We start from the raw sequence: 25811 nt of genomic DNA, 5'->3' as shown, positions 1-25811 counted from the left end.
ATGCGAAGGCTGCGGCGATGCGCAGCCTCAGGACCACTAGTCGCCGCGCGAACCGCTCAGGTTCAAGTGACTGGCAAAGGCTGCGGATCAATACATTTGCAGCGGCAGCACCTCGCCGGTCGGGCCCACCATCAAGCCCCAGGCATCGCCCGCGGCAAGCTCGATCGTGGCGTTCCGGCCGGGTTGCCCTGCGACCTTCAGCGCGTATTGATATTTGCCCGGAGGCAGGTCGAGCATCGGCCCTTTCGGCGATTGCGGGCCACCGGCGCCAGCCGCGACCTTGATGGTCTGCTTGTTGATGGTGAGCTGCACGTCCTGACCGCCCATGTTGCCGAGCAATAGCTTGGCCTGACCTGGTTTCGGCATGATGTCCGCCTTGGCCGCGGCTTCAGGATTCTTCTGCACGAGGTCGATCGACGTCTCGCCATTGGCGCGGCCGAGCTTCAACTTTGCTGGTCCCTGCGGCGAGGCGAAGGCGAGCTGGACGCGATCGGCGGTCGTGATCGCGCCTTCAGGCTTCTCCTGCCAGCCGAGCCTTTTCAGCTCGCTGCGGTAGAAGGCGAGCACGTCGCTGAGCTCGGCCGGCACGCTGGCTTCGAGCTCGCGGCGGAACGGCACCTCGATGCCCGGCAGCTTTGCCGTGCCCAGCGAGGTCGAACTGTGCTGCTTCGGCACCGGCAGCGCAGAGTCCGGATCTGCTTCCAGCGGGGCGGATGCTCCGGGCTGCGTGGCAGCAGGATCGTTGCTCGCCGCTTGGCTGGTGACGGCAGGCTTGGCGGCAGCCGTCCTCAGGCCGGATCCGTTGGCGCTGACGTTCACCTTCGGGCCCATCTGCATCAAGGTCATCGAGATCGACTTGCCGGCCTTGGAAAATTCCAGCACCGCCATGTTGGGCTGGTTGATGACGGAGGGCTGCTCCTTCCAGCCGGCGGGCTTCAGCGAGGCGCGGTAGAAGGTGGCCAGCGCCTTCACGCTCGAGGTCGAGTTGAACTCGAGCCGGCCGTCGCCGGACTCCACCTCCTGCGCGTTCTCAGGGACGGCCAGCGGCGCGTTGCTGCCTGCGAGCGCCTGCAACGGCGCATCGGACAGCGTTGCGGCCTGCGCCTTGCGACGTGCCGCGTCGTCGGCCAGGACCCGCTTCGTCATCGCCTCCGCGTCCTTCATGAATTGGTCGTCGGCGTCTTTCTTCGCCTTGGCGCGGGCGGCGAGCACGCTCTCCTTCACCTGCGCGGTCAGATGGACCATCGTGAAATCGTATTTGCGGCCGAGATGCAGCACGCCGTTCTCCTCCGGCGAGGAGAATTTCAGCGCGACCTCGTCGCCTTGCGCGAGGGGTGCATTTCCCTCTTCCGTCCAGCCCCGCCTTGCAAATTCGCGGTGGTAGAAGGCCTCCACAGTGGGCAGATCGGCGAGGGCCGCAACGATCAGCTCGCGCGTTGATGTTCGGGCGTTGCCTCGGCCCGAGGACGATTTGTATGGCTTCGGCTCCGGCAGGCCGGCCGTATCGCCGGCCTCGAGATCGGTGGGCAGCGCGAACGGCGCGATCCTGATGTCGACATTGGTGCGGCCGTCGTCGCGGCGGGTCAGTGTCAGCATCACCGGCTTCTGCTTGTAGAACTGCGTCGTATCGCCCTCGGGATGGTCGTAATAGGCGCGCACGCCGCTCGGGATGACCGCAGAGAGGTCCGCGTTCGGCCAGCTTGCGGCCGTCTCGGGCGTAAGCTTGCGCCAGCCGATCGCGGCCATTTCCTTCGCATAGAAATCCTGTACCGCCTCGAGGGTGGCCGGCGCGATGCAGCCGAGATAGGGCCGGGTCTCGTCGAACACGAGGTCAACAGCGCCCTCGGGGAACGGCACGTTCGAATAGATCCGGTTCGGGGAGTAGGTGACCGCGGATTGGTCCGGTCGGCCGAGGCCCTGCGTGAAGGAGACGGACAGGCCCTGCCGTCCCTTCTTGAAGGCGAGACTGGTGTTGGCCTCGTCGAGCGGGCGGACATAGGGCACCCAGCCCTCGGCGATGAGCATCTTCTTGACGGCCGCCGATGTCACCGCGACCACGGTCGGCACGCCATATTGCACCCGGGAGGGATCGGAGGTGTCCTCGACCGCGCCTGGCAGCCTCGGCAGCGTGTGGGGATCAACATAGCCGGCGTCGAATTGCGCCGCGCGTGCGGTGCTCGCCATCAGCATCAGGCTAAAGGCGAGCAGCAGCCCACGTGCCGGGACCTGCATCCCGCGCTTGATCATCGACATCGGCAGCACTCCAGGATTTCCCGCTCTTTGCGTCATGTGCGGGCTGCGACGTCATCGCGCGGCCCAGACAGCTAGTCGTGGATGGAACCGGGCAGGTTCAAAAGCGGTATCCCGGCCTTGCGAGCAGAGCGAGGCCGCACACGAACAGCCGCCATCGTGCCGGGACTTTCATCCCGCGCCTTACCGTCGTCATGGTCTTTCTCTCCAGGGATCTCGCGCCTGTCGATCGCGCGATTGCAACGGCTGCGACACCGCTAGCTGCGGCCTCACAGTCCTAGTCGCGATCCGAATAGGCCGGGTTCAACACATCAGGCTATCGCCGGGCGGAAACGCGTCCGCTCTCGACGTCAAAGACTTCGCCGCCCGCGCCGATCTCGGCAAAGGCGGCCGGGTCCGCACCGGTCAGCCACACCTGCGCGCCGAGCTTGCGCAGCTCGTCGAACAGCGCGGCGCGCCTGTTGGGATCGAGATGGGCGACGACCTCGTCGAGCAGCAAAAGCGGCACGATGCCCGTCATCTCGGCGACCAGCGTCGCGTGCGCCAGCACGAGGCCGATCAAGAGCGCCTTCTGCTCGCCGGTGGACGCATCGCGCGCCGGCATGCTTTTCGGCGCGTAGATAACCTGCAGATCGGTCAGATGCGGACCTTCAGTGGTGCGGCCGGCGATGGCATCGCGCGGGCGGTTGTCGCGCAGGATCTGGCGATAGCGGTCCTCGACCGAGGTCGCCGTTTCCGTCAGCAGCGCGTTCTCCATCCAGCCGTCGAGCGCGATTTGCGCGGAAGGAAAAGCCGAGGCTTGCGCGCGCGCGTTGAGCATGCCGGTCAGGCGCGCCGCGGTCTGGCCGCGTGTTGCGGCGACCGCGACGGCAAGCTCGGCCGTCTCGCGCTCGATCGCGTCACACCAATGGTCGTCGTAATTGCGCGTCTCGAGCAGGCGGTTGCGCGAACGCAGCGAGCGTTCCAGCGCGTTGATGCGGCTGGAATGCTCGCTGTCGATCGCCAGCACCAGGCGGTCGAAGAAGCGGCGGCGCTCGGACGCGGCGCCCATGAACAGCCCATCCATCGCCGGCGTCAGCCACACCATGCGGATGTGATCGCCGAAGCTGGCCGCCGAATTCACCGGCTCGCGGTCGATGCGGCAGCGCCTGATCACCGGGCTATCTGCGCGCGGCGGCTCGATGCCGGTGCCGAGCGTGGCGAGGCCCAGCGCGCCCTCGACCTGCGCGGAGACGGCCCAGGAGCCGTCGCCCTGGTTATCGGCGACATCCTCCAGCGTGGCGCGGCGCAGGCCGCGGCCCGGCGACAGGAACGAGATCGCCTCGATGCAATTGGTCTTGCCCGCCCCGTTCGGCCCGACCAGCGCCACCATGTCAGCCGCCGTCTCGAGCCCCGCCGCCCGATAGTTCCGAAAATGCGTCAGCGTCAGGCGATGGATGCGGGAGGTGGTCATGGTCATTCGCTATGGGCGCGCGCGCTCCCTTTGAGAGCATGCCGTAGGGTGGGCAAAGGCGCGCTCTGCGCGCCGTGCCCACGTCTCGCGGCGATTCGTGCTGCTCGATGGTGGGCACGCTTTCACCTTCGCTCTTCGAGCTACGGCGCAAGCTTTGCCCACCCTACGGTTCCTTGTTTGATGGATGGCCGGGTCAAGCCCGGCCATGACGAGGGGAGACCCTCACACCCGCATCGGCATCAGCACGTACAGCGCGCTCTTGTCGTCCTTGTCCTGCACCAGGGTCGGCGAGCCCGGGTCGGCCAATCTCAGCACCGCGACGTCGCCTTCGATCTGGGCGGCGATGTCCAGGAGGTAGCGGGAGTTGAAGCCGATATCGAGCGCGTCGGAGGCGTATTCGACCTCGAGCTCTTCGGTTGCGCTGCCCGAGTCCGGGTTGGTCACCGACAGCACCAGCTTGCCCGCCGACAGCGACAGTTTGACCGCGCGGCCCCGTTCGCTCGAAATCGTCGAAACGCGGTCGACCGCGTTCTCAAAATCCTTCTTGTCGACCACGAGCTCCTTGTCATTGCCTTGCGGAATGACGCGGCCGTAGTCGGGGAAGGTGCCGTCGATCAGCTTTGAGGTCAGCACGACATTGCCGATGGTGAAGCGGATCTTGGCCTGCGACAGCTCGATCGTCATCTCGGCTTCGGTGTCCTCGATCAGGCGCTGCACCTCGCCGACGGTCTTGCGCGGCACGATGACGCCGGGCATGCCCTCGGCGCCCTTGGGCTGGACGAGATCGAGCTGGGCGAGGCGGTGGCCGTCGGTGGCGACGCCGCGCAAGGTCGCGGCGGTCGCGCTGCCGGCGGCGTGCAGATAGATGCCGTTGAGGTAATAGCGCGTCTCTTCGGTCGAGATCGCGAACTGGGTGCGGTCGATCAGCCGCTTGACGTCCTTGGCGGCGAGATTGAACGAATGCGAGAGGTCGCCGGCGGCAAGGTCCGGGAAATCGTTCTCCGGCAGGGTCTGCAGCGTGAAGCGCGAGCGGCCGGCGCGGATCGCCAGCACCGCGCGGTCGCCGTCGGCCTCCAGCACGATCTGCGAACCGTCGGGCAGCTTGCGCACGATGTCGTAGAACATGTGCGCCGGCACGGTGGTCGAGCCGGCGGTTGCGGTTTCCGCCGGCAGCGTCTCGGTCACCTCGAGGTCGAGGTCGGTTGCCTTCAGCGACAATTTCGCGTTCTCGGCGCGCACCAGCACGTTGCCCAGGATCGGAATCGTGTTGCGGCGCTCGACCACGCGATGGACATGGCCCAGTGATTTCAGGAGTTGCGCGCGTTCGACCGTAACCTTCATTGCACTACTCGCCCGATCCCCAAAGATGGAAAAAGCCGGGCGAAGGACAGCGCGCCGCGGCACCGAAGACCCTGGGAAGGCCGGGTCATCGAGCCGATATGACCAAAGCCGTCAGGGTCGCGCAAGGTGGCGCGGATGGCCCCGGGATTCAAGGGATCGGGAGCCAGTTCCCCACGATTTACCCGCCAAAACAACGACCGCCGCCCAGGTATGGCGGGGCGGCGGGAGCATGTCAGGAGGCTTAGGCGTTTATTCCTGCAGCTGGCGCTTCAGCGACTCGACCTCCTCGGACAGCGCATTGTCCTTGGAGACCAGCGCCTCGATCTTGCGCACGGCGTGCAGCACCGTGGTGTGGTCGCGGCCGCCGAATCTGCGGCCGATTTCGGGGAGGGAGCGCAGGGTCAGCGTCTTGGCGAGGTACATCGCCACCTGGCGCGGACGCACCACATTGGCGGTGCGGCGCGAGGACAACAGGTCGGAGCGGCTGACATTGTACTGCCGCGCCACCACGCGCTGGATGTCCTCGATCTTGATCCGCTTCGGCTCCGAGGGGCGGATCAGATCGCGCACCTCGCGCTCCGCCATCTCCAGCGTCACCGGCTGGTTGTTGAGTTTCGAGTGAGCAAGAAGCCGGTTGATCGCGCCTTCAAGGTCGCGGCCGTTATGGGTGATGGCGCGGGCCAGATAAAGCAGCACCTCCTCCGGCACGTCGAAGGTCGCGTGATGGGTGCGGGCGGCTGCGACGCGCGACTTGAGGATGCCATGGCGCAACTCCTCGCCGAGCGAGCCCATCTCGACCACGAGGCCGCCGGCGAGGCGCGAGCGGACGCGATCGTCGAGGCTCTCGAGATCCGACGGCGGACGGTCGGCCGCGATCACGACCTGACGGCCGGCATCGATCAGCGCATTCAGCGTGTGACAGAATTCGGCCTGCGTCGACTTGCCCTGCAGGAACTGGAGATCGTCGATGACGAGCACGTCGATGCCGCGCAGCGCTTCCTTGAAGGCGAGCGCCGTCTGGGTTTTCAGCGCGGCGACGAAGCCGTACATGAATTTTTCCGCGGTGAGATAAAGCACCTTGCGCTCATTGCCGGAATTGCCGGCCCAGGTCACCGCCTGGAGCAGATGCGTCTTGCCGAGCCCAACGCCGGCATGGATGTAGAGCGGGTTGAACATCACGGCGTCGCCGCGGCGGCCTTCGGCGACCTGACGCGCGGCCGCATGGGCCAGCGTGTTGGAGCGGCCGACGACGAAGCTTGCAAAGGTCAGGCGCGGATCGAGCGGCGAGCCGCCGAGCGCGTCATGATTGGCGGAAACGGGCGCGGTCGCGGTCGAGCGCAGCTCCGGCGCGGGGGCGCGGCGCGCCTCGACCGGCGCGGGCGCTTCCTTCGGCTGCATCACGGGACGCACCGCGGAACGGACGGTGAGATCGATGCGATGCACTTCCGGCATCTCGGCCTGCCAGCACGACAGCACGCGCTCGGCATAATGGGCCTGGATCCAGCTTTTCAGGAACCGCGTCGGCACCGACAGTCGCACGCTCTCGTCCTGCACGCCTTCCAGATCCATGCGCGCGAACCAGCTCGTATAGACGTCTTCGCCGACGTTCGAGCGCAGGCGATTCTTCACGCGCGACCAGCGATCCTGTTCCGAGTTCGTCATCATTTGAAAACTTTTCTTGAGAGATAAGGTTGCGTGGTGAGCGCCATGCAGAGTTCCTGCCATGCAGGGCGCGACCTCGAGCGAGTCCATCATTCGGGCATAGCTCGACCCTTCGGCGGAAGCGCCGCGGGTCAGGCCAGCGATGTCGGAGATGGAGGGTTCGCGAGGTCAGCGCGTACTCGACGCGTCGTCGCAAATGGGAGGCTGGTCGCAGGACGGATTGGAAACGGCATCGTTGGACGATGAAGCGAAAGTCAATACCGCGTTGAATCCGTAGGCCATGATACCTCCCCGTCCTGCCGTGATCGCTCACGGCAAGGTCCTGCGTAAAAGAACCTCCGCGCTGTACTCAACTCGCGGATGTCCAGCCCGTCTGCTCGTGTCGTCCGTTCGGCCACGCCATCATGCGCGTCGGGGTAGTCTCAAGATGCCTCTCGCATATGATCTTGCACATGCGCGGGATCGCAAAGATCCCGCTTGGAGAGGTCAAGACAAAGAGCTACCGTTCCCATATTGCTACGGGTTTATCCGACTATCGCTTGTTGGAGCGTCGCCTACGTGCACACCGCCGCCGATTTGCACGCTCGCCTCGTTCTTAAACCGCGCTGGTCTGAAGATCGTGGGCGCCGCGAACGACTTAAGGAATACACTAAGCGGAAAGACTCGCAACGAAATTGATTCACACTCGAGGCATCAAAAAACTTGACCAGCGTTAACGCCGCGCACGAGTTGTTCACAGCCTTGAGACCAAGTTTTTGGATTCGTGCACAGATTCGAAAATCGCGCGTGTCATGTGACAGCGACTTCGCCGCCGCCAAAAAAAATTTACAAAATCGTCACGCGCGCGACGTGCAAGCGAATTTTCCAAATGCTTGTCGCCGCTATGTCGATAAGTGATTAGCGAGACACCGTTTTTTGAGTCTCGTTTCACAGGGTAACCCGAGCAGAAAACAGGTTCCGGTGAAACTACGGTGTGCAGAACTTTGCTTCGCGCGAATTCAATTTAGGCCCGCGCCGCAGTGGTTTTTCGCACCGCAGCGTAGCGCAATCAAAGGTTTCAGCTGTTGCAAAACAATGGCAGGTAAAACCAATGGCAGGTAAAACTACGGGCGCGGCATGGCGAAGCCGATGATACTCTTCCAACGCAAGATCGGTCGCGCAAAGACTGCAAGGGTGAATTGTAACAGGCAGCAAAAAGCCCGGCGTGAAAGCCGGGCTGATCGAGACTTGCGATATCTGCTTCAACCAATCAAATGACGCGATTGGCCTGGCGCGAACAAATCTACTTCGCGAGGATTATTTCGCGACCTTACTTCGCGAGCTTACTTGGCGAGCTTGGCGATCTGCGCGGTGAGGCGCGAGACTTTGCGGCTGGCGTTGTTCTTGTGAATGATGTTGCGCTGGGCGGCGCGCATCAGCGCGGGCTCGGCAGCGGCAAGCGCCTTCGCGGCGGCGGCGCGGTCGCCGCTCTTGATGGCTTCTTCGACGGTACGCACGGCGCCGCGCATCTGGGTGCGGCGCGACTTGTTGACGGCGGTGCGGCGGGCGATCTTGCGCGTCGCTTTCTTGGCGGAGGTAGTGTTGGCCATGGTCTCAATGTCCTTTGCGGGTACCGGTCGCGTCTTGGTCGGGTAGCGCCGGCAGCTTGACCGCGGAATCGACGCTCGGATTTAGGGTGTTCGGTTGCTGGGCCGTTCCCGGAACATGAGCGATGAGCCTTGCGGTCATCTCTGCGGCCCCAAAAGAGCCTGCAACTGCTCAAAGAACAGCGGCGGCAGGATTGCGCCCACCGCCAGTTGGCGCCCTTATAGAGGGGGTCTTTGGCACCGTCAACGCTTTAGGGGCTGGAAAAGCAGGCTTCCGGGCGTGCCAAAGGGGCTGTAACGCCCTGATGAGGTTGAATTTCTGCCGTCTCTTGGCTATTGGCTGACGGCGTTTATCGCCGTCGTCCGACCGGGCGACCAATTTGGGTGGGGTATGATCCGCGGCTTTTTCCGACTGATTGGCTTGCTGCTGCTGGCCGGCGGGTTCTTCTTCATGGTCTATGACGGCGCCCGCTGGGTGGCCGACCAGACCCTCCGCTTCACCCGGTTCGGCCAGTTCTGGAACGACATCAACCAGGCCAGCCAGTCCGCCTTCCGGACCTGGGTCGAGGCCAAGGCGCCCTGGCTCTGGACCTCGGTGATCCGCCTGGTACTGGACCAGCCGGTTTTCGCCGTGCTCGGCCTGCTCGGCATCCTCCTGATGATCCTGTTCCGCCCGCGCAAGCCGCTGATCGGCTATTCCCGGGATTGAACTTCAATTCCCGCCGGATTGATCTTCAATTCCCGCCGGGATTGATCTTTCAATTCCCGCCGGGATCGAGCTCGGAACGAGGGGCGGCGTAACAACACTGCCGCTGCTTGCGTAAAGACCTATATTCCCACGCAATCGCGAGCCCGCCGCCTGAGCACCTGGCTGATGCGCGCGCCAGCTCGTTTCTCGGAGATTCCATCATGCTGTTCATGCGCAAGTCCACCGCATTGCCTGATGCAGCTGAGGCGCTGCCCGGCCGCGCGCAGCCCATTCCCACGGCGAGCATCCATTTCGTCAATGGCAGCAAACTGAAGCCGCCCTCCCCTGATGGCCTCGAGCAGGCCGTGTTCGGGCTTGGCTGCTTCTGGGGCGCCGAACGCAAATTCTGGGAGCTTGGCGAGGGCATCTATACGACCGCTGTCGGCTACGCCGGCGGTCACACGCCGAACCCGACCTATGAAGAGACCTGCTCGGGCCGCACCGGCCACACCGAAGTGGTGCTGGTCGTGTTCGATCCCAAGAAGATCTCTTACGAGAAGCTCTTGAAGACGTTCTGGGAGAACCACAACCCGACGCAGGGCATGCGCCAGGGCAACGATGTCGGCACACAATATCGGAGTGCGATCTATACGTATTCCGATGCGCAGAAGAAGGCCGCCGACGAATCCAGGGCGCTCTATCAGAAGGCGCTCAAGGCAAAGGGCTTGGGAGCCATCACCACCGAGATCGCGCCTGCGGGTCCGTTCTACTTTGCCGAGGATTATCATCAGCAATATCTGGCAAAGAACCCCGCCGGCTATTGCGGCCTCGGCGGCACCGGCGTGTCGTGTCCGATCGGTGTTGGTGTGAGTGCGTAGGGCTAGCCGCAAACCCTCGTCATGGCCGGGCTTGTCCCGGCCATCCACGCACTTTCGAGCCGCACCAAGAACGTGGATGCCCGGGACAAGCCCGGGCATGACGGCGTGGCAACGTCTGCGGGGATTGGTTGCTTCCCACGATGCCTGCGACGGTCGCGCTGCCGACCCCCTCAACCCTTTGTTAACCATACCGGGTGCATCACTGGCCCTGTCTCGTTTTCAGGGATGGTCCGGTGCGGGTTCTGCGCGCGTTTCGGTGGTCGATCATGACAGTGTCCTTGGCAGCGTCCGCCGCGCTGACCCTGGGCGGCTGCATGCAGACCACAGGTCCCGTCGCTTATGTGCAGCCTCGCCCCGATCTCGACACTATGGCCTATGGCTCGCCCTACAGCGCGCCACATCCGGTCGTCGTTGCCAACAGCGGCGGCGGCGCCATCGATGCGCTCACGAATTCCTTTGCCTCGATGCCCGCACCCCTGCCGGTCGCTTATGGCGGACCGGTGATGGCTGCCCCCATCCGCTATGACACCTCCTATCACCTCGATGCCGGCGACAAGCTGCGTGTCGTGGTCTACGGCCAGGAAGGTCTCACCAACAGCTACGCCATCGATGCCGGCGGCTCCATCACCATGCCGCTGATCGGTGCGGTGCCGGCGCGTGGCCGCACCACGGCAGGCCTTGCCGGCGAGATCGGCGCGCGCCTGCGCAACGGCTATATTCGCGAGCCCTCGGTTGCTGTGGAGATCGAGTCCTACCGCCCGTTCTTCATCCTCGGCGAAGTCGCAGCGCCCGGCCAATATCCCTACGTGCCCAACATGACGGTCGAGAGCGCCGTCGCGATCGCCGGCGGTTTCTCGCCGCGCGCCAAACGCGACATGGTCACCGTGACCCACGCCGAAGCCGGCGGCGCCATGCGCGCCGTCGTGCCGCTCGGCACCCCCGTCAGCCCCGGCGACACCGTGTTCGTCGGCGAGCGCTGGTTCTAGCACCTGTCATTCCGGGGCGCGCGTAGCGCGAACCCGGAATCCATTCGTCCACCGTCTCTGTCGCCTGATGGATTCCGGGTCTGCACCGCTTCGCGGCGCATCCCGGAATGACGGAGGAGAGAGTCGCGCGCTACTTCGTCAAATGCTTCGCCAGGAACGCCATGCTGCGCGGCCAGGCGATCTCGGAGCTGGCCTTGTCGTAGCTCGGCCGCTCGTCGCAATGGAAGCCGTGCTGGGCGCCGGGATAGATGAAGACCTCGACGTCGGGCCGCTTGGCCTTGACGGTCTCGACATCGGTGAGCGGAATGCCGGCGTCCTTCTCGCCGAAATGCAGCTGGGTCGGCACCTTCGGCGTCTCATCGGCAAAGCGCACGACGGCGCCGCCGTAATAGCCGATCGCGGCCTTCAGGCCGTTGAGCCGCGTCGCAGCCACGAAGGCGATGCTGCCGCCAAGACAAAAGCCGATGATGCCGACCGGGCCGACATCCTTCACGGCGTCGATCGCGGCTTGGGTATCGCGCAGCATCGCCGCCCAATCCGGATTGGCGACGAATTTTCGCGCTTCCGCGATCTCGTCGGGCGTATAGCCGGACTGGAAGCCCGGCGACGTCCGGTCGAAGATCGACGGCGCGATCGCGACATAGCCCTCGCCGGCGAGACGGTCGCAGACCGAGCGGATGTGATGATTGACGCCAAAAATCTCCTGGATCACCACCACCGCGCCCTTCGGGCTGCCAGCGGGATCGGCGCGATAGGCGCCAAGCTGAAAATTGTCCGACGCCGTCAGTTTGATGTCTTGTCCCACGCGGGTTGTCCTTCTTGTTTGGTGTTGATCTGAATTCCGTTCCTGTTTCTCGTCATTCCGGCGCGCGACGAAGTCGCGAACCCGCAATCCATCGGGCCTCAGAGACAGCCGCACAATGGATTCTCAGGTGCGAATGCCCTCTGGATGAGGGGAGGCAGTGCCGTAGGGTGGGCAAAGGCGCGCAGCGCCGTGCCCACGATCTTGTGCTTGCTGGCACTGCGGTGGGCACGCTTCGCTTTGCCCACCCTACAGCACCGTTTGCTTGGCCGACTTCGCTACCGCCTCCGAGACGGGAGGGATACGCCTCACTCCCACATCCAGTTGTCGCCATAATCCTCTTTCCATCCTGCCAGCCGTCCATGACGGAATTGCAGGAACAGGCGATGACGGGACGGCACCAGTCCGCTGCCACCGAGATCGCGAAGCGCCAGATAGATCTCGTTGCCGGGCCGTCCCTTGACGTAGTGCAGGGGCTGTCCGAGCGCATGCGCGGTCTGATCTGCGTCCATCCCGAACGCCAGGGGCGTGTTGTTCGACAATGTGTCGACGAAGGGACGCCGCAGCGGCACGGTGCCGAGCGGCTCGGCCTGCACGGATGCTGCCATGATGAGAAGCGCTGCGCCCGCCGCCAAGATGACCCGCTTCATCGCCCGTATTCTCCTCTCGCCGTCTATGCCGGCAAGTTCTTCAGGAAAGGCAGCACGGCGTCAACAAAAGCCTTGGGCTGATCGATGTTGACGGCGTGTCCGGCCGCGGGGATCACGACCTTTTGTGCGCCCGGGATTTTTGCCGCCATGTAATCCGACGCCGCCAGGAATGGCGTGTCATCGGCGCCGACCACGATCAGTGAGGGCACCTTGATGTCGGGCAGCAGCTCCATCACCGCGGCATCGCGCTGAGTCAGCATGCCGCGCGCGGCCAGCGCCAGCCCCTTGGCATTGCGATGGCTGGCGGTGGCGCGTTCGCGGGTTGCCGCTTTCAGCACAGCGAGACCTTCCTGGTCGAGCTTGTCGGCGGAGGCGAGCGCCCGCGCATTCCAGGCCTCGCGCGCGTCGTCCTTCTTAAAGCCCGGACCGGTGTCGATGATCAACAGCGCGCGCGTGCGCGTCGGATGGGCGCGATAGAACGCAAGCGACATGTAGCCGCCGAGCGACAACCCGCCGATGATGGCGCGCTCGGCGCCGACGACGTCGAGGATCGCCGCGATGTCGCCGACGGTCAGCGCTTCGCTGTAGGCTTTGGGATCGTCAGGATAGTCGGACTGCCCGTGACCGCGCATGTCCCACAGCACGAGCTTGTGGTAGTTCGCCAGCGCCTCGATCTGGCCATGCCACATCGCCGAGGTCGAGGAATAGCCATGGGTGAGCAGCAGCGGCGGCCCGTCGCCATGTACTTCGTAATAGATGCCGACGCCGTCCCGATCGATCCTTGGCATTGTTTCCGCCCTTTGTTGTCCTTGTCTGCGAGCCCGGAATCGTAGGGCAAAGGCGCACTTGCGCCGTGCCCGCCACCTGTCTCCGATTGCAACGGATGGTGGGCACGCTTCGCTTTGCCCACCCTACGACACTGTCTCGTTCTCTGCACGCTAGCCCGCAAGGTTACTTCGCGGAAACCGTCGCGATCGCGATGCATGTACACCTCGCGCGCCGCTTGTTGCGTCCAGCCGCTAACTTCAGCGCCGTTGTCGCAACGCACAACACGTGACTGCCTGGTTGGTTTCGATCGATTCCAAATTGCATTTGCCTCCGTCCACGAACGCGATCATTCTTGCGCGCAAGGCGGGGGCCAGCCCGGTGGGCGTCCGTCAATCAAGTTGCCGCCGTAAGCGGCGTCATGCACCGGCAGGGGAAGACGCCTATGCCAACGCTCACGATCAACGGGCGGAGTATGTCCGTGGATGCGGCAAACGACACGCCGCTCCTTTGGGCCATCCGCGAACAATTGCAGATGACCGGCACGAAATTCGGCTGCGGTGCCGGCCTGTGCGGTGCCTGCACCGTGCACGTCAACGGCGAAGCCGTGCGGTCGTGCCAGACCATGGTCGGCGATGTCGCCGGCAAGAAGATCACCACCATCGAGGGGCTGTCCGCCAAGGGCGATCATCCCTTGCAGAAGGCATGGATCGCCGAGCAGGTGCCGCAATGCGGTTACTGCCAGTCGGGGCAGATCATGCAGGCGGCTTCGCTGCTGGCGAAGAATTCCAATCCGACCAAGGAAGAGGTCGTGGCGCATATGGACGGCAATCTCTGCCGTTGCATGACCTATTCGCGGATCCAGAAGGCCATCATGCGCGCCGCCACCGAGATGCGCACTGCATCCGCCGCCGGCAACGAGCGGAGGCCCACATGAATAAGCACGTGAAGACCGTCACACCAGAGACATCGGATCTCAGCCGCCGCTCCTTCCTGGTCGGCACCGCCGCAACCGGTCTCGTGCTCGGCTATGCCGGCGTGCCCGGTATCGGTGAAGCACTCGCCGCGGCGCCCGCCAATTTCGAGCCGAGCGTCTGGTATTCGATCTCGCCGGATGGCTTGGTCACCGTGACCTGCGGCAAGGCCGACATGGGTCAGCACATCGCCTCCACCATGGCGCAGATCGTCTGCGAAGAGTTAGGTGCGAAGTGGAGCGACATGCGGGTCAACCTCGCCTCCAATGATCCGAAGTTCAACGATCCCGTGCTCGGTGCGCAGATCACCGGCGGCAGCTGGTCGACCATGATGAACTTCGACGCGATGAGCCGGGCGGGTGCCGCCGGGCGCATGGCGCTGACGGAAGGCGCGGCCACGTCCATGGGCGTGCCGGCTTCGGAGCTCACGGTGCGCGACTCCATGGTCACGCATCCGAGGTCCAAGAAGTCGATGAGCTTCGCCGACATCGTCAAGAGCGGCAAGGCAAAGAAGACCTTCACGCCCGACGAGCTGAAGGCGATCAAGCTGAAGACACCTGATCAATACACCATGATCGGCGTGTCGGTGCCGCAGATCGACATCCCCTCCAAGACCAATGGCACGGCCAAATACGGCATCGACGTGATGATTCCGGGCATGGCCTATGGCGCGATCGTCACGCCGCCGGTGCGCTACGGCGCCACGGTGAAATCGGTCGACGACTCCGCCGCGAAGTCCGTGCCGGGCTTCATCAAGGCCGTCATCCTCGACGACAAGACCCAGACGACGACGGGCTGGGTGGTCGCGGTCGCCAGCACCTATGCCAACGCCAAGAAAGCGGCGGCGGCGCTCAAGATCAGCTATGACGGCGGTCCGAATGCAAAGCTGTCGAGCCAGTCGTTGCTTGACGAAGCCAAGCGGCTTCAGGGGCTCGACGATTCCGGCCAGTTCTTCGTCAAGGACGGCGACGTCGCAGCCGCGCTCGGCTCGGCGGCCAAGGTGCTGGAGGCGGAGTACACCACCAGCATCAACATCCACGCGCCGATGGAGCCGATGAACGCCACCGCGGAGTTCAAGGGCGACATCCTGCACATCTATTCCGGCAACCAGTTCGCGACGCGCTCCGGCGCGATCGCGGCGGGCGCTGCCGGGATCGATCCGAAGTTCGTGGTGATGCACCAGATGTGGCTCGGCGGCGGTTTCGGCCGCAGGCTGGACGCCGACATGATGGTGCCGGCGGTGCAGGCGGCGAAGGCCGTGGGCAAGCCGGTGAAGGTGATCTACACGCGCGAGAACGACATGACGATGGATTTCTCGCGTCCGCTCACCTATCAAAAAGTAAAGGCCGGCGTGGACGGCGACGGCAAGCTCATTGCGCTCAGCCACGACGTGGTCTCGGCCTGGCCGACCCAGCGCTGGGGCATTCCCGACTTCCTGTCGCCCTCGGTCGACAAGAAGGGCCCGCTCGACGCGTTCACGGTGAACGGTTCGGACTTCTTCTACACCGTGCCGAACCACAATGTGCGCGCAATCAAGAACGAGATGGCACACAACGCCACCCCGTCGGGCCAGCTCCGCTCCGTGGCGCCGGGCTGGACCTTCTGGGCGGTCGAAAGCATGATCGACGAGATCGCGGCTGCGACCGGCAAGGATCCGGCGCAATTCCGCATCTCGCTGCTCGACGGCGCCGGCAAGAACGACGGCGGCGCGCAGCGGCTGCGCAACACGCTGCTCGCCGCGATGGGCCTTGCCGGCTACGGCACCAAGAAGCTGCCGAAGGGTGAAGGCATGGGCGTCGCCTGCGTGTCGTCGCAGGAGCGCGCGACGGCAAGCTGGACCGCCTGCGTCGCGCATGTTGCGGTGGTGCCCTCGGGCGAAGTGACCGTGAAGAAGCTCACGGTCGCAACCGACGTCGGCACCCAGGTGCATCCCGACAACATCCGCGCCCAGGTCGAGGGTGCGGCGCTGTGGGGCCTGTCGCTGGCGATGTACGAGAAGGCGACGCTGAAGGACGGTGGCATCGAGCAGACCAATTTCGATGGCTACACGCCCTTGCGCATGAGCCAGATGCCCGAAGTCGCGGTCGCCGTGATCGCCAATGGCGAGAACGCCACCGGCGTCGGCGAGCCCGCGGTGACGGTGGTGGCCCCCGCCATCGGCAACGCCATCTTCAACGCCTCCGGTGCCCGCGTCCGTGCGCTGCCGATCACGGCGGAAGCCGTGAAGGGGGCGATGAAGGCGTAAGCTGCTGCTCGTGAGCCGAGATGATCCGCCGGAGGGCCCACCTCCGGCGGATTTGTTTTGGGAGCCGTTTCCACACCCTCGCTGTCGTGCCCCGCGCAGGCGGGGCATCCAGTACGCCGCGGCTTCTCGGCTCCAGCCTCGCTGCCTCGGCGTACCGGGTCGCCCGGACAAGCCGGGCGACGACAGCTAGTGGATGAGAGCGTTCGAAATTCCTCTTATTCATCAACGGCCCTCCTACTGTGCATGGGGTTGTTTTCGCGTTTGGGGGAAGCCCGGTCCATAAAATTGCGTGCAATTCCGGCAGGTCCCGTTGAGCACGCCTCTTAAGAGCCGGAGAACCTGATCCGGCTTAGGCTGATGCTGAAGACACTCCCGTGCTTTTGGGGAAGCCATGAACGCGCCAGCCAAACCCGCCGCCAAACGCCGGCTTCTGCTCGCCTCCGACCGCAGCGATGCGAGCACCGAGCTCGCCAGCATCCTGAAGGCGGTCGGCGAGGTCTCGACGGTGACCACGCAGGAGATTCCCGAGAAGCCCTCCCGCGACCTCTCCGGCCTCGTCGTCGATATCAACCTCCGCTCGCCCGATAGCGTGCAGCGCGTGCGCAACAAGCTGCGCGGCGAGGCCTATCGTTCGATGCCGCGGCTGTTTGTGCTGGCCGATGCGCTGCATCACGGCACCATGCAGGCCTGGGCGCTGGGCGCCACCGACACCATCTCGCGGCCGCTGCAGGCCGAGGCGATCCTGCAGCGCATCCGCGCCGCCTTCCCGGACACCGCCGTCTATGACGCGACCGATCGCGGCAAGACGCTCAACCGCGGCGTCGAGGCGGCGCATGCGGTGCTGAAGAAGATGTTCGAGAAGCTGCCGCTCGGCGTGCCCCTGACCTTCGACGACGTCATCGCCGCCGAGAACAAGATCCTGAAGGCGATCAAGCACTCCTCGCTGCGCGAATGGCTCACCACTGTCGGCTGCCACCATGTCGGCAGCTACCGGCACTGCCTGTTCGTCACCGGCTTTGCGGTGTCCTTCGCCCAGCATCTGGGCATGCGCGAGGACGACCAGCGTCGCCTGACCCGCGCCGCGCTGCTGCACGATGTCGGCAAGGCCTTCGTTCCCTCCCACCTGCTCGACAAGCCCGGCAAGCTCACCGATGAGGAGATGGCCGAAGTCCGCCAGCATCCCCGCCGCGGCTATGACGCGCTCGCAGCCCAAGGCGGCTTCCCGCCGGAGATGCTTGACGTCGTGCTGCATCACCACGAATTCCTCGACGGCAGCGGCTATCCCAACGGCCTGTCGTCGAACCAGATCAGCGATATCGTGCGCGTGACGACGATCGTCGACATCTACGCGGCGCTCGTCGAGAAGCGCGCCTACCGGATGCCGTTCACGCATGCACGCGCCTTCACGATGATGGAAGGCATGGGCGGCAAGCTGGATCAGCAGCTCTTGCAGGCGTTCCGCCCGGTGGCGCTGGGATCGTTCTGAGGCTGCATTCTCAGCAGCCGTAGGGTGGATTAGCCGCAGGCGTAATCCACCAACTTTGTTCGGCATTCGCGGAAGCATGGTGGGTTACGCCGAGCGGTCTGCGCTTCGCGCAATCCGCTGGACTAACCCACCCTACGACCTCACTCCACCAGCTTCCTCAGCTCCGCCTTCGCCACCTTCTCCAGGGTCGAGCGCGGCATGTCGTCGACGAGCCTGATCTCGCGCGGCACCTTGAAGTCGGCAAGACTGTTGCGGCAGGCGGCCATCACGCGGTCCTGCAGATCCGGCGGCGCAGCCGCGACGCCGCCATGCGGGATGATGAAGACGACTGGCACCTCGTCCAGCATCGGATGCTTCTTCGCCACCACCGCGGCCTCGCGCACGCCTGATACAATTGCGATGACCTGCTCGATCTCGGAGGCCGCGACGTTCTCGCCGCCGACCTTCAGCATGTCCTTGGCGCGGTCGCCGAACCTGATGAAGCCGTTCTCCAGCCGCGTGACGCGATCGCCGGTGAGGAAGAAGCCGTGCTTGTCAAAGCTCTCGCGCGTCGCCTTCTCGTTGTCCAGATATTCGGCGAACAGCGACAGGCCGGGGATGCCCTTGATTGCGAGGTTACCGGTGTCGCCGACTTCGGTCGGCCGTCCGTCGTCGTCGGTGATGCGGATCTGATATTCGGGCGCGGCGCGGCCGATCGACATCGGAATGTTGGGCTGGTCGACCTCGCCGATGATGCCGTGGGTGATGGTCTCGGTCATGCCCCACCAGCCGATGATCTTGACGCCGAACGCGGCAAAGGCCGGTGGCTCGTTCACCGCCGTGCCCCATAGGCGGAATCTATGGTCGCGCGGAATCTCCTGCTCGAGCAGCGCCTTCATGCAGAAGGGAATGGTCGAGGTCCAGGTCGAACCATGCTCGCGCGCAACGTTCCAGAACCGGCTCGCGGAGAAGCGCGGTTGGATCACGCAGGTCGCCCCGACCCACAACGTCGCCAGCATGGAATAGGCCAGCGCATTGGTGTGGAACAGCGGCAGATAGGTCTGGTGCACGTCGCTGGCGTGAAGGTCCTCATGCGCCGCATTGATCTTGGCACCCCACAGCGCATTGGCGTGGGTCCACAGCACGGCCTTCGGCCGCGATGTCGTGCCCGAGGTGTACTGCACACTGCACGGCGCCAGCGGATCGGTCGCGCGCTTCGGCCGATCGGCGCTGTCGGAAAACAGCGCCTCAAAACCGTCGCTGCGTGAAACGGCCTGTGCAGGCGCCGCGCCCGCATCGTGCGACGTCACCGCCATCCAGCTGACGTTGCGGCAATTCTGCGCGACCATCTCCGCATAAGCCGGTTGCGTGATCGCAGCGACCGCGCCGCAATGATCGGCGAAATATTCCATCTCCGCCGGCGCCGAGCGGGTGTTGGTGGTGACCGCAATGGCCCCGAGTTCGACGCAGGCAAACCAGGCCAGCAGCGCCTCGATGCAATTGTCCAGGTGAATGAGCACATACTCGCCCGGCTTCACGCCGCGCTTGGCAAGCCCCGCCGCGAGCGCGCCGACCCGCTCGTGAAACTCGCCATAGCTCCAATGCCGTGCCGGCGCATCGAACGGCGCCCAGATCAGGAACGGATGATCCCGGCGCACCTCGGCGCGCATCCTCAGAAGCCAGGGCACATCCAGCCCGTCGAATGGGGTCACGATACCGGCCGCGGTTTGTTGGATAGCCATGAATCCTCCCGTGCAGCCTGCATCTTGATGGCGGCTGCCTCTTTATGATTGCGTCTTCCTGCCATCGGACAGCACCGGCATGCCTTATCCTTTCGTCGCCGAGGACCTTGCGTACTTTCCGCAGCAGATGAGCTTTGTTACAACGCCGCCGCCGCCGTCTTCAAGACGTCAGGCCTTCAAGAACAACACTGGGAGAACCCTCGAAATGATCACTCGCCGTACCGCGCTGGGCCTGCTCGCCGCGACTCCGCTTGCAGCCAGCCCGCTGTCGAAGGCTCTTGCGGCGGATTATCCGTCCCGGCCGGTGAAGTTCGTGGTGGGTTATCCGCCCGGAGGCGCCACCGACATTCTGGCGCGGCTGATCGGCCAGCGGCTGTCGGAACGGCTCGGCCAGCAATTCGTGGTCGAGAACAAGCCGGGCGCCGGCAACAATATCGGGACCGAATCCGTCGTGAATGCCGAGCCCGACGGCTACACCGTGCTGCTGGTCAATCCGGCGAACTACATCAACGCGACGCTCTACGCCAATCTCAAGTTCAACTTCATTCGTGACATCGCGCCGATCGCCGCGTTCCAGCGCGTGCCGAACGTGATGACCGTCAACAAGGACGTGCCGGCCAAAACTGTCGCCGAGTTCATCGACTATGTGAAGGCCAATCCCGGCAAGGTGAACATGGCTTCCTCCGGCAACGGCACCTCGGTGCATCTGTCCGGCGAGATGTTCATGGCCATGACCGGCTGCAAGATGCAGCACGTGCCCTATCGCGGCGCCGCGCCCGCGATCACCGACATGCTCGGCGGCCAGGTGCAGGTGATCTTCGACAACATGCCCTCGATCATCCAGCACATCCGTTCCGGAAGCTTGCGTGCGCTCGGCGTCACCACGGCGCAGCGCTCGCCGCAACTGCCTGAAGTGCCCGCGATCGGCGAGACCGTGAAGGATTACGAGGCGAGCGCACTGTTCGGCATGGGTGCGCCGAAGAACATGCCCAAGGACCTGATCGCCAGGCTCAACAACGAGATCAACACGATCATGAAGGAGCCCGAGATGACCAAGCGCCTGGTCGAACTCGGCGGCGATCCGCTGGTGGAGACGCCGGAGGCGTTCGGCAAGGAGATCGAGGCCGAGACCGCCAAGTGGAAGAAGGTCGTCGAGTTCGCCGGCCTCAAGGTCGAATAGTGATCGCGTAATTGCGTGCGCATGAAGCCCCGCCGAAACGCGGGGCTTTTTTCTTGCGTGGTTCCAGCTTGACGAGCCGCCGTTTGCGCCTATACTAAACCTTATGGTTAAGTATCTGGACGAGACGCTCGATCGCACCTTTGCGGCACTGTCCGATCCGACACGGCGCGCGCTGCTGGCGCGTCTCGGCGAAAAGGATGGCCTATCGGTGAGCGAGCTCGCCGCACCGTTCCCGATCTCGCTGCCGGCAATCATGAAGCATCTCGACGTGCTTGACGATGCGGGCCTGATCGTGCGCGAGAAGACCGGGCGTACGGTGTCCTGCCGGCTCACCGCGCAGCCGATGGAGCAGGCGATGAACTGGCTCAATCGCTACGCACAATTCTGGTCCGAGAGCTTCGACCGCCTTGCCGCCTTTGTGGAGGACAAACCATGGTCAACGCAGTCGCCGGCGCCGCCGAACGCGCAAACGAAGGTCCAAGCCTCACGCTCACGCGCCGGCTCCGCGCGCGGCCGGAAAAGGTCTTCGCCGCCTGGACGCAAGCACCGCAGCTAGTGCAATGGTTCGGGCCGCCGAACATGAAGCCCGCGACCTTGAATGCGGAACTCGACGTGCGCACCGGTGGGCGCTACCGCATCTCATTCACCCGCGACGACGGCGAATATTTCGAGGCCGGCGGCATCTACCGGGAGGTGGTGCCGAACGAGCGGCTGGTTTTCACCTGGGCCTGGCACTCGACGCCGGAGCGCGAATCGCTGGTGACGATCACGTTGAAGCCTGACAGCGCCGGCACGCTGATGATCTTCCATCATGCCCAGTTCTTCGACGAGACCGCGCGCGATAACCATCAGCGTGGCTGGAATTCGTTCTTCGACAAGCTCGACAGCTTCGTCGCCTGATCTCTGTCAAAGGAGGATACCATGCAGCAACATCAGATCGTCTCCCGCGAGCAATGGGTCGCAGCCCGTAAAGCGCATCTGGCGCATGAAAAGGAATTGTCGAGGGCGCGCGAGCGTCTGGCCGAGGAGCGTCGGGCCTTGCCCTGGGTGAAGGTCGACAAGACCTACATATTCGACGGGCCGAACGGCAAGGTAACGCTTGGCGATCTGTTCAAGGGGCGCCCGCAGCTCGTGGTCCAGCACGTGATGTTCGCGCCGGATTGGGAGGCTGCCTGCAAGAGTTGTTCGTTCTGGGCCGACGGCTTCGAGCGCATGGTGCCGCATCTGGCGGCGCGCGACACCACGATGGTCGCGATCTCACTGGCACCCAGCGCAAAGCTCGAAGCGTTCAAGAAGCGCATGGGCTGGACATTCGACTGGGTATCGTCTGGCAATAGCGACTTCAACCACGATTACGAAGTCTCGTTCACGCGTGAAGAGATCGACAGAGGCGTGCCAAAGTACAATTTCGGCACCACGCCGTTCTATGGCCCGGAGCTACCTGGCATCAGCGTGTTCTTCCGCAACGAGGCCGGCGAGATCTTTCATACCTATTCCTGTTTCGCCCGCGGCCTCGACATGATGAACGCGGCCTATCAATATCTCGACATCACCCCGCTTGGCCGTCACGAGGAGGGCCTGCCCTATCCGATGGACTGGGTCCGTTTGCGCGACCAGTACGAGCCGGAGGCGAAGGGCGCGTGCTGCCACGGGTGAGGGGGCGGCGCTTCGCGCTCGTTTGCCATGAGTTATCCCCGTCACCCTGAGGTGCTCGCCTTCGGCGAGTCTCGAAGGGCGACGGCCCCGGCTGCATCTCGGCCGTTCATCCTTCGAGGCTCCCCGCATGGCGCGTTGCGCCGCGCGGCTCGCACCTCAGGATGACGGGATCGAGCTGCGTCGATTTGCTATTTCTTCGCGTCGGCCTGCTCCGTGCCCTTGCACGAGATCAACATCGTGTAGGCCCGCGCGTTGCCGGCGATCTCGGGGGTCTTGAGCTCGCCCTTCGGTTCGGCGGTCTGATACGGCACCACCGAATTGTCGAGGAAGTCGCGCAGCGCGCCGGTCTTGATCGCGAAGTTGATGTTTTCGGGAATGCTGCCGGTGGCTGCGGCGACTCGCAATCCATCGAGCTTCCCGGTGACGACGCCGACAAGCTGACCGGTCGTGTCGAACAGTGGACCTCCGCTGTTGCCGGGCTGCACGGGCGCACTGATTTGCAGGAAACGCGAATCGTTGCGCATGCCGCTGAGCGAACTCACAATGCCGGTCGTCACGGTGAAGTCCGAGGTCAGCAATCCGTGAAATGGAAAGCCGATCGCGACGACGGAATCGCCTGACCGGATCGGGCGGTCACGGATCCGGGCAAACTCCTTGAACGACGCCGTCGACGGTGTCTGCAAAAGGGCCAGATCGTTGTTCGCATCAGCAGACACGACACGCAGCACCATCGCGGCTTCGCCAGTGAGATTGCCCTTGAGCTCGCTGCAGCCCTCGATCACGTGGTTGTTGGTGACGATGTGTCCGGCAGCGCTGACCACAAAACCGGTGCCGAAGCCACTCTTGGCACCTTTGCCGGGCTTGCTTGCCGGCGGCGCGCCTTGCTTGTCTGCCGTGGCGGCCGGCTTCGCCGCGCCCTTGGTGAAATCGCCGGCCTTGTCGAGCCCGTCGGCCTTCACTTTGGTCACGCAATTGGCCAACGCGGCGATCACTGGTCCGGTCGATCTCAGGTCGAAGTTCAGGACAGCGGGGCCGGCCGTCGCGACCATCAGGCTTGCCTTCTGAAACGTACGCACGACATTGAGCGGCATGACGGCCGTGAGCATGTCGGGCCGGTACGCCGTGGCGTACAGCCTGGCTTGCTCCTGCCCGTCAAAGGTCACGTCGATTGCGGCGTTTTCGCTCTTGTTGAAGTGATAGTTGGGACTCGCAAAGGCGAGCGACCATATGCCGGCGGCATTCTGGCTCACGACGAGGATGACGCCGTTCGCATAAGGCGCCGTCGCCGCGCAATGGGAGAAGGCGCCCGTCTCGTCGTTGCTGAAGGCGCCGCCGACCCAGCCGCCGACATTGACGGTGCCGAATGGTCCTTTCGCATGCGCTGTCCCAACAAGACACACCTGCAGCAGAGCTGCAGCGACGAACGACCTTGACCGCATGACTTCCCCCAAGGGCAACCTTGGCCGCATCTTAGTCGGGCTGGTGGCCGGTGTGCAACCGGTAGTTGTCCGCGCGGCGCTCGTCCCTGGCAGGCGATTTCCCGGCTTGCGTTTACTTTGTAGCGCGGTATACTTTGCAGTACAAAGTGACCGGACAAGCCGGTCCGTGGGCGTGGGTGGAGCGGAGCTTTGGCATTGCCGATGCGCGATCTCGACAGGGCGCTGGCCGACATCGTGGCGATCCGCAGCCAGATTGCGGTCGGCACGGCGTTCCGCGGTTACGGCCCGGCAACGATGGCCGCGACCGGCGCGGTCGCGCTTGTCACCGCCATCCTGCAATTCTGGCTGCTCGGCGACCCCACCGGCGAGCCGCTCGGCTTCTTTCTCGGTTGGTTCGTCGCGGCGACCCTGTCGGGCCTGATCATCTGGATCGAGATGCGTGCGCGTTCGCGTCGCCATCATTCCGGCCTCGCCGACGCGATGATTCATCAGGCGATCGAGCAGTTCCTGCCCGCGGGCGTCGCCGGCGTCCTGCTTGCAGTGGTGATGTGGAGGTTCGCTTCCGAGGCGCTGTGGCTGCTGCCGGGACTGTGGCAGATTCTGGTGTCGCTCGGCATTTTCGCGTCCGTCCGCTCGCTGCCGCGCAGCGTGGCGTTCGCCGGGGCCTGGTACTTCATCTCCGGCTTCGCCGTGGTGGTGCTGGCGAGCCGGACCCACATGCTGTCGCCATGGACGATGGGGCTGCCTTTCGTGATCGGCCAGTCGGTGATGGCGGCCATTCTGTATTTCGCGTCCGGAGACAATGATGTCGAAGACTGACAGCGCACCTTTTTCCTATGAAGGGCTCGACCGTGTAATCCACGAGAAGGCAAGGCTCGGACTGCTGACGTCGCTGATGGCGCATCCGAAGGGACTTGCTTTCGCTGATCTCAAGCAGCTCTGCGGCCTCACCGACGGCAATCTCAGCCGGCACCTTGCCGTCCTCCAAGAGGCCGGCCTTGTCGAGGTGACCAAAGGTTACGAAGGCAATCGCCCGCACACGACCTGCCGCCTGACCAGGAGCGGCCGCCGGCGCTTCCTCGACTATCTCGCCGTGCTCGAACGTCTCGTGCGCGACGCCGCCAAGGCCGCCGGCCGCGAGGCGCCGCCGCTTGGCCGTCTCGGGATCCTTCCGATCTGATCGCCCCCCTTTTTGACCGGAGACTTTGCAATGCAAAGTGACGTCACGTCCCACAACGAAAAGCTCCATGTCGGCATCATCATGGACGGCAACGGGCGATGGGCGACCGGGCGCGGCCTGTCGCGTGTCCGCGGTCACGAGGCCGGCGTCGAGACCATCCGCCGCATCGTCGAGGCCGCGCCCAAGCAGGGCATCGGCACGCTGACGCTCTATGCGTTCTCGACCGACAATTGGCGCAGGCCCAAGGCCGAGGTTGCCGCGTTGATGACCTTGCTGCGCTTCTATCTGGCCAATGAAGTGCAGAGCCTGGTCAAAAATGGCGTGCGGCTCAACGTCATCGGCCGTCGCGATCGCCTGCCGGACGGGATCGCAGCCGCCATCGCGCGCGCGGAGGAGGCCACCGCAAACGGCAGCACGCTTCACTTGCGCATTGCCGTCGACTATTCCGCACGCGACGCCATCCTCAATGCTGCGGCCAAGGCGGCCGCGCTGACCAGCCTGACCCGCGAAGCCTTCTCGCAACTCGTCACCGGCGAGGCCGGCTTGCGCGACGTCGATCTCATCATCCGCACCTCAGGCGAAAAGCGGTTGTCCGACTTCCTGCTCTGGGAGGGCGCCTATGCCGAGCTGCATTTCACCGAGCGGATGTGGCCCGAATTCGACGCAGGCGATCTCGCCGCGGCGCTGGCTTCCTTCCACGGCCGCGAACGCCGATTCGGCGGTCTCCAGGCCATCATGCCGGAGGAGGTGCCCTCACTCTCGCGGGCGTGACAGGGCTACGGAGCTGCCTGTTTTTTTCAGCCGCACGAACAGGTGGTTGATTTGCGGGGTGCCACGGATCGTGCTCTACTATTTCTCCTGACGGGAGC

23 protein-coding genes are annotated in these 25811 nt (G+C 64.3%); 13 read left to right on the top strand and 10 right to left on the bottom strand.

Annotation, left to right across the window (positions count from 1 at the left end; genetic code table 11):
- Positions 1-87: 87 nt before the first annotated feature.
- The 5 genes from XH98_RS10510 to rpsT form a co-directional block, all read right to left on the bottom strand.
- Positions 88-2253 carry a hypothetical protein gene (locus XH98_RS10510; RefSeq protein ID WP_271618536.1) on the bottom strand — a complete coding sequence of 722 codons (2166 nt, stop codon included), beginning with the start codon at positions 2251-2253 and terminating at the stop codon, positions 88-90.
- Positions 2254-2566: 313 nt separating this feature from the next.
- Positions 2567-3703 carry a DNA replication/repair protein RecF gene (recF, locus tag XH98_RS10505; RefSeq protein ID WP_271600366.1) on the bottom strand — a complete coding sequence of 379 codons (1137 nt, stop codon included), beginning with the start codon at positions 3701-3703 and terminating at the stop codon, positions 2567-2569.
- A gap of 222 nt (positions 3704-3925) precedes the next feature.
- Positions 3926-5044 carry a DNA polymerase III subunit beta gene (gene dnaN, locus XH98_RS10500; protein WP_271618535.1) on the bottom strand — a complete coding sequence of 373 codons (1119 nt, stop codon included), beginning with the start codon at positions 5042-5044 and terminating at the stop codon, positions 3926-3928.
- Positions 5045-5293: 249 nt separating this feature from the next.
- Positions 5294-6706, bottom strand: coding sequence for a chromosomal replication initiator protein DnaA (gene dnaA / locus XH98_RS10495; protein ID WP_271600381.1), 1413 nt, complete (start codon positions 6704-6706; stop codon positions 5294-5296).
- A 1322-nt stretch (positions 6707-8028) separates the two neighbouring features.
- Positions 8029-8295, bottom strand: coding sequence for a 30S ribosomal protein S20 (rpsT, locus tag XH98_RS10490; protein ID WP_057754033.1), 267 nt, complete (start codon positions 8293-8295; stop codon positions 8029-8031).
- 388 nt (positions 8296-8683) lie between these two features.
- Between rpsT and XH98_RS10485 the strand changes: the two genes are divergently transcribed.
- The 3 genes from XH98_RS10485 to XH98_RS10475 all read left to right on the top strand — a co-directional run bounded on the left by XH98_RS10485 (position 8684) and on the right by XH98_RS10475 (position 10844).
- The gene (locus tag XH98_RS10485) at positions 8684-9001 is read left to right on the top strand and encodes a hypothetical protein (protein WP_057754029.1); all 318 of its coding nucleotides are present in this window, start codon (positions 8684-8686) and stop codon (positions 8999-9001) included.
- A 200-nt stretch (positions 9002-9201) separates the two neighbouring features.
- On the top strand, positions 9202-9858 hold the full coding sequence (msrA, locus tag XH98_RS10480; protein WP_271618534.1) for a peptide-methionine (S)-S-oxide reductase MsrA: 657 nt from the start codon (positions 9202-9204) through the stop codon (positions 9856-9858).
- A gap of 233 nt (positions 9859-10091) precedes the next feature.
- Positions 10092-10844, top strand: a complete 753-nt coding sequence (locus tag XH98_RS10475) for a polysaccharide biosynthesis/export family protein (protein ID WP_271618533.1) — start codon at positions 10092-10094, stop codon at positions 10842-10844.
- A gap of 130 nt (positions 10845-10974) precedes the next feature.
- Here the strand turns inward: XH98_RS10475 and XH98_RS10470 are convergent, their stop codons facing one another.
- The 3 genes from XH98_RS10470 to XH98_RS10460 form a co-directional block, all read right to left on the bottom strand.
- Positions 10975-11649 carry a dienelactone hydrolase family protein gene (locus XH98_RS10470; protein ID WP_271600370.1) on the bottom strand — a complete coding sequence of 225 codons (675 nt, stop codon included), beginning with the start codon at positions 11647-11649 and terminating at the stop codon, positions 10975-10977.
- Positions 11650-11954: 305 nt separating this feature from the next.
- Positions 11955-12296: a hypothetical protein gene (locus tag XH98_RS10465; protein ID WP_271600371.1), complete on the bottom strand. Its 342-nt coding sequence runs from the start codon at positions 12294-12296 to the stop codon at positions 11955-11957.
- 23 nt (positions 12297-12319) lie between these two features.
- Positions 12320-13084: an alpha/beta fold hydrolase gene (locus XH98_RS10460; protein ID WP_271618532.1), complete on the bottom strand. Its 765-nt coding sequence runs from the start codon at positions 13082-13084 to the stop codon at positions 12320-12322.
- A gap of 422 nt (positions 13085-13506) precedes the next feature.
- Here XH98_RS10460 and XH98_RS10455 point away from each other — a divergent pair, with 422 nt between their 5' ends.
- The 3 genes from XH98_RS10455 to XH98_RS10445 all read left to right on the top strand — a co-directional run bounded on the left by XH98_RS10455 (position 13507) and on the right by XH98_RS10445 (position 17766).
- The gene (locus XH98_RS10455; protein WP_057754010.1) at positions 13507-13998 is read left to right on the top strand and encodes a (2Fe-2S)-binding protein; all 492 of its coding nucleotides are present in this window, start codon (positions 13507-13509) and stop codon (positions 13996-13998) included.
- Positions 13995-16280 (top strand): xanthine dehydrogenase family protein molybdopterin-binding subunit, encoded by a 2286-nt coding sequence (locus XH98_RS10450; RefSeq protein WP_271618531.1) that lies wholly within the window; start codon positions 13995-13997, stop codon positions 16278-16280. Before XH98_RS10455 ends, XH98_RS10450 begins: the two co-directional genes overlap by 4 nt.
- Positions 16281-16671: 391 nt before the next feature.
- On the top strand, positions 16672-17766 hold the full coding sequence (locus tag XH98_RS10445) for an HD-GYP domain-containing protein (protein ID WP_271600374.1): 1095 nt from the start codon (positions 16672-16674) through the stop codon (positions 17764-17766).
- Between the two features lie 140 nt (positions 17767-17906).
- On the opposite strand, the gene XH98_RS10440 is transcribed toward XH98_RS10445, so the two are convergent.
- On the bottom strand, positions 17907-19487 hold the full coding sequence (locus tag XH98_RS10440) for an ATP-dependent acyl-CoA ligase (RefSeq protein WP_271618530.1): 1581 nt from the start codon (positions 19485-19487) through the stop codon (positions 17907-17909).
- Positions 19488-19692: 205 nt separating this feature from the next.
- Between XH98_RS10440 and XH98_RS10435 the strand changes: the two genes are divergently transcribed.
- The 4 genes from XH98_RS10435 to XH98_RS10420 all read left to right on the top strand — a co-directional run bounded on the left by XH98_RS10435 (position 19693) and on the right by XH98_RS10420 (position 22323).
- Positions 19693-20667 carry a Bug family tripartite tricarboxylate transporter substrate binding protein gene (locus XH98_RS10435; protein WP_271618529.1) on the top strand — a complete coding sequence of 325 codons (975 nt, stop codon included), beginning with the start codon at positions 19693-19695 and terminating at the stop codon, positions 20665-20667.
- A gap of 103 nt (positions 20668-20770) precedes the next feature.
- A complete protein-coding gene (locus XH98_RS10430; RefSeq protein ID WP_271598352.1) occupies positions 20771-21223 on the top strand; it encodes an ArsR/SmtB family transcription factor in 453 nt (150 codons plus the stop codon).
- On the top strand, positions 21223-21567 hold the full coding sequence (locus XH98_RS10425; protein WP_245317233.1) for an SRPBCC family protein: 345 nt from the start codon (positions 21223-21225) through the stop codon (positions 21565-21567). Before XH98_RS10430 ends, XH98_RS10425 begins: the two co-directional genes overlap by 1 nt.
- A 21-nt stretch (positions 21568-21588) precedes the next feature.
- The gene (locus XH98_RS10420) at positions 21589-22323 is read left to right on the top strand and encodes a DUF899 domain-containing protein (RefSeq protein ID WP_271618528.1); all 735 of its coding nucleotides are present in this window, start codon (positions 21589-21591) and stop codon (positions 22321-22323) included.
- Positions 22324-22511: 188 nt separating this feature from the next.
- On the opposite strand, the gene XH98_RS10415 is transcribed toward XH98_RS10420, so the two are convergent.
- Positions 22512-23762, bottom strand: coding sequence for a S1C family serine protease (locus XH98_RS10415; RefSeq protein WP_271598350.1), 1251 nt, complete (start codon positions 23760-23762; stop codon positions 22512-22514).
- A gap of 201 nt (positions 23763-23963) precedes the next feature.
- Here XH98_RS10415 and XH98_RS10410 point away from each other — a divergent pair, with 201 nt between their 5' ends.
- The 3 genes from XH98_RS10410 to XH98_RS10400 are packed head-to-tail and all read left to right on the top strand — an operon-like array spanning position 23964 to position 25713.
- Entirely contained in the window at positions 23964-24581 is a 618-nt protein-coding gene (locus tag XH98_RS10410; protein WP_057753989.1) for a hypothetical protein, read from the top strand.
- Complete coding sequence (locus tag XH98_RS10405) at positions 24568-24942, top strand: transcriptional regulator (protein WP_057754138.1); 375 nt, start codon at positions 24568-24570, stop codon at positions 24940-24942. The genes XH98_RS10410 and XH98_RS10405 overlap by 14 nt, the downstream gene beginning before the upstream one ends.
- 30 nt (positions 24943-24972) lie before the next feature.
- Complete coding sequence (locus XH98_RS10400; RefSeq protein WP_271598349.1) at positions 24973-25713, top strand: di-trans,poly-cis-decaprenylcistransferase; 741 nt, start codon at positions 24973-24975, stop codon at positions 25711-25713.
- Positions 25714-25811 lie beyond the last annotated feature (98 nt).

The organism is Bradyrhizobium sp. CCBAU 51745, assembly GCF_028128715.1.
Taxonomy (GTDB): Bacteria; Pseudomonadota; Alphaproteobacteria; order Rhizobiales; family Xanthobacteraceae; genus Bradyrhizobium; species Bradyrhizobium manausense.
The sequence above is the reverse complement of the archived record's forward strand: the minus strand, read 5'-3'. Positions and strand labels throughout refer to the sequence as shown.

What these genes read in the sequence shown, in the direction of transcription:
- XH98_RS10510 (WP_271618536.1), bottom strand. Translation starts at nt 2,253, where the DNA reads ATGTCGATGATCAAGCGCGGGATGCAGGTCCCGGCACGTGGGCTGCTG.
- recF (WP_271600366.1), bottom strand. Translation starts at nt 3,703, where the DNA reads ATGACCACCTCCCGCATCCATCGCCTGACGCTGACGCATTTTCGGAAC.
- dnaN (WP_271618535.1), bottom strand. Translation starts at nt 5,044, where the DNA reads ATGAAGGTTACGGTCGAACGCGCGCAACTCCTGAAATCACTGGGCCAT.
- dnaA (WP_271600381.1), bottom strand. Translation starts at nt 6,706, where the DNA reads ATGACGAACTCGGAACAGGATCGCTGGTCGCGCGTGAAGAATCGCCTG.
- rpsT (WP_057754033.1), bottom strand. Translation starts at nt 8,295, where the DNA reads ATGGCCAACACTACCTCCGCCAAGAAAGCGACGCGCAAGATCGCCCGC.
- XH98_RS10485 (WP_057754029.1), top strand. Translation starts at nt 8,684, where the DNA reads ATGATCCGCGGCTTTTTCCGACTGATTGGCTTGCTGCTGCTGGCCGGC.
- msrA (WP_271618534.1), top strand. Translation starts at nt 9,202, where the DNA reads ATGCTGTTCATGCGCAAGTCCACCGCATTGCCTGATGCAGCTGAGGCG.
- XH98_RS10465 (WP_271600371.1), bottom strand. Translation starts at nt 12,296, where the DNA reads ATGAAGCGGGTCATCTTGGCGGCGGGCGCAGCGCTTCTCATCATGGCA.
- XH98_RS10460 (WP_271618532.1), bottom strand. Translation starts at nt 13,084, where the DNA reads ATGCCAAGGATCGATCGGGACGGCGTCGGCATCTATTACGAAGTACAT.
- XH98_RS10455 (WP_057754010.1), top strand. Translation starts at nt 13,507, where the DNA reads ATGCCAACGCTCACGATCAACGGGCGGAGTATGTCCGTGGATGCGGCA.
- XH98_RS10450 (WP_271618531.1), top strand. Translation starts at nt 13,995, where the DNA reads ATGAATAAGCACGTGAAGACCGTCACACCAGAGACATCGGATCTCAGC.
- XH98_RS10445 (WP_271600374.1), top strand. Translation starts at nt 16,672, where the DNA reads ATGAACGCGCCAGCCAAACCCGCCGCCAAACGCCGGCTTCTGCTCGCC.
- XH98_RS10440 (WP_271618530.1), bottom strand. Translation starts at nt 19,487, where the DNA reads ATGGCTATCCAACAAACCGCGGCCGGTATCGTGACCCCATTCGACGGG.
- XH98_RS10435 (WP_271618529.1), top strand. Translation starts at nt 19,693, where the DNA reads ATGATCACTCGCCGTACCGCGCTGGGCCTGCTCGCCGCGACTCCGCTT.
- XH98_RS10430 (WP_271598352.1), top strand. Translation starts at nt 20,771, where the DNA reads ATGGTTAAGTATCTGGACGAGACGCTCGATCGCACCTTTGCGGCACTG.
- XH98_RS10420 (WP_271618528.1), top strand. Translation starts at nt 21,589, where the DNA reads ATGCAGCAACATCAGATCGTCTCCCGCGAGCAATGGGTCGCAGCCCGT.
- XH98_RS10415 (WP_271598350.1), bottom strand. Translation starts at nt 23,762, where the DNA reads ATGCGGTCAAGGTCGTTCGTCGCTGCAGCTCTGCTGCAGGTGTGTCTT.
- XH98_RS10410 (WP_057753989.1), top strand. Translation starts at nt 23,964, where the DNA reads ATGCGCGATCTCGACAGGGCGCTGGCCGACATCGTGGCGATCCGCAGC.
- XH98_RS10405 (WP_057754138.1), top strand. Translation starts at nt 24,568, where the DNA reads ATGTCGAAGACTGACAGCGCACCTTTTTCCTATGAAGGGCTCGACCGT.
- XH98_RS10400 (WP_271598349.1), top strand. Translation starts at nt 24,973, where the DNA reads ATGCAAAGTGACGTCACGTCCCACAACGAAAAGCTCCATGTCGGCATC.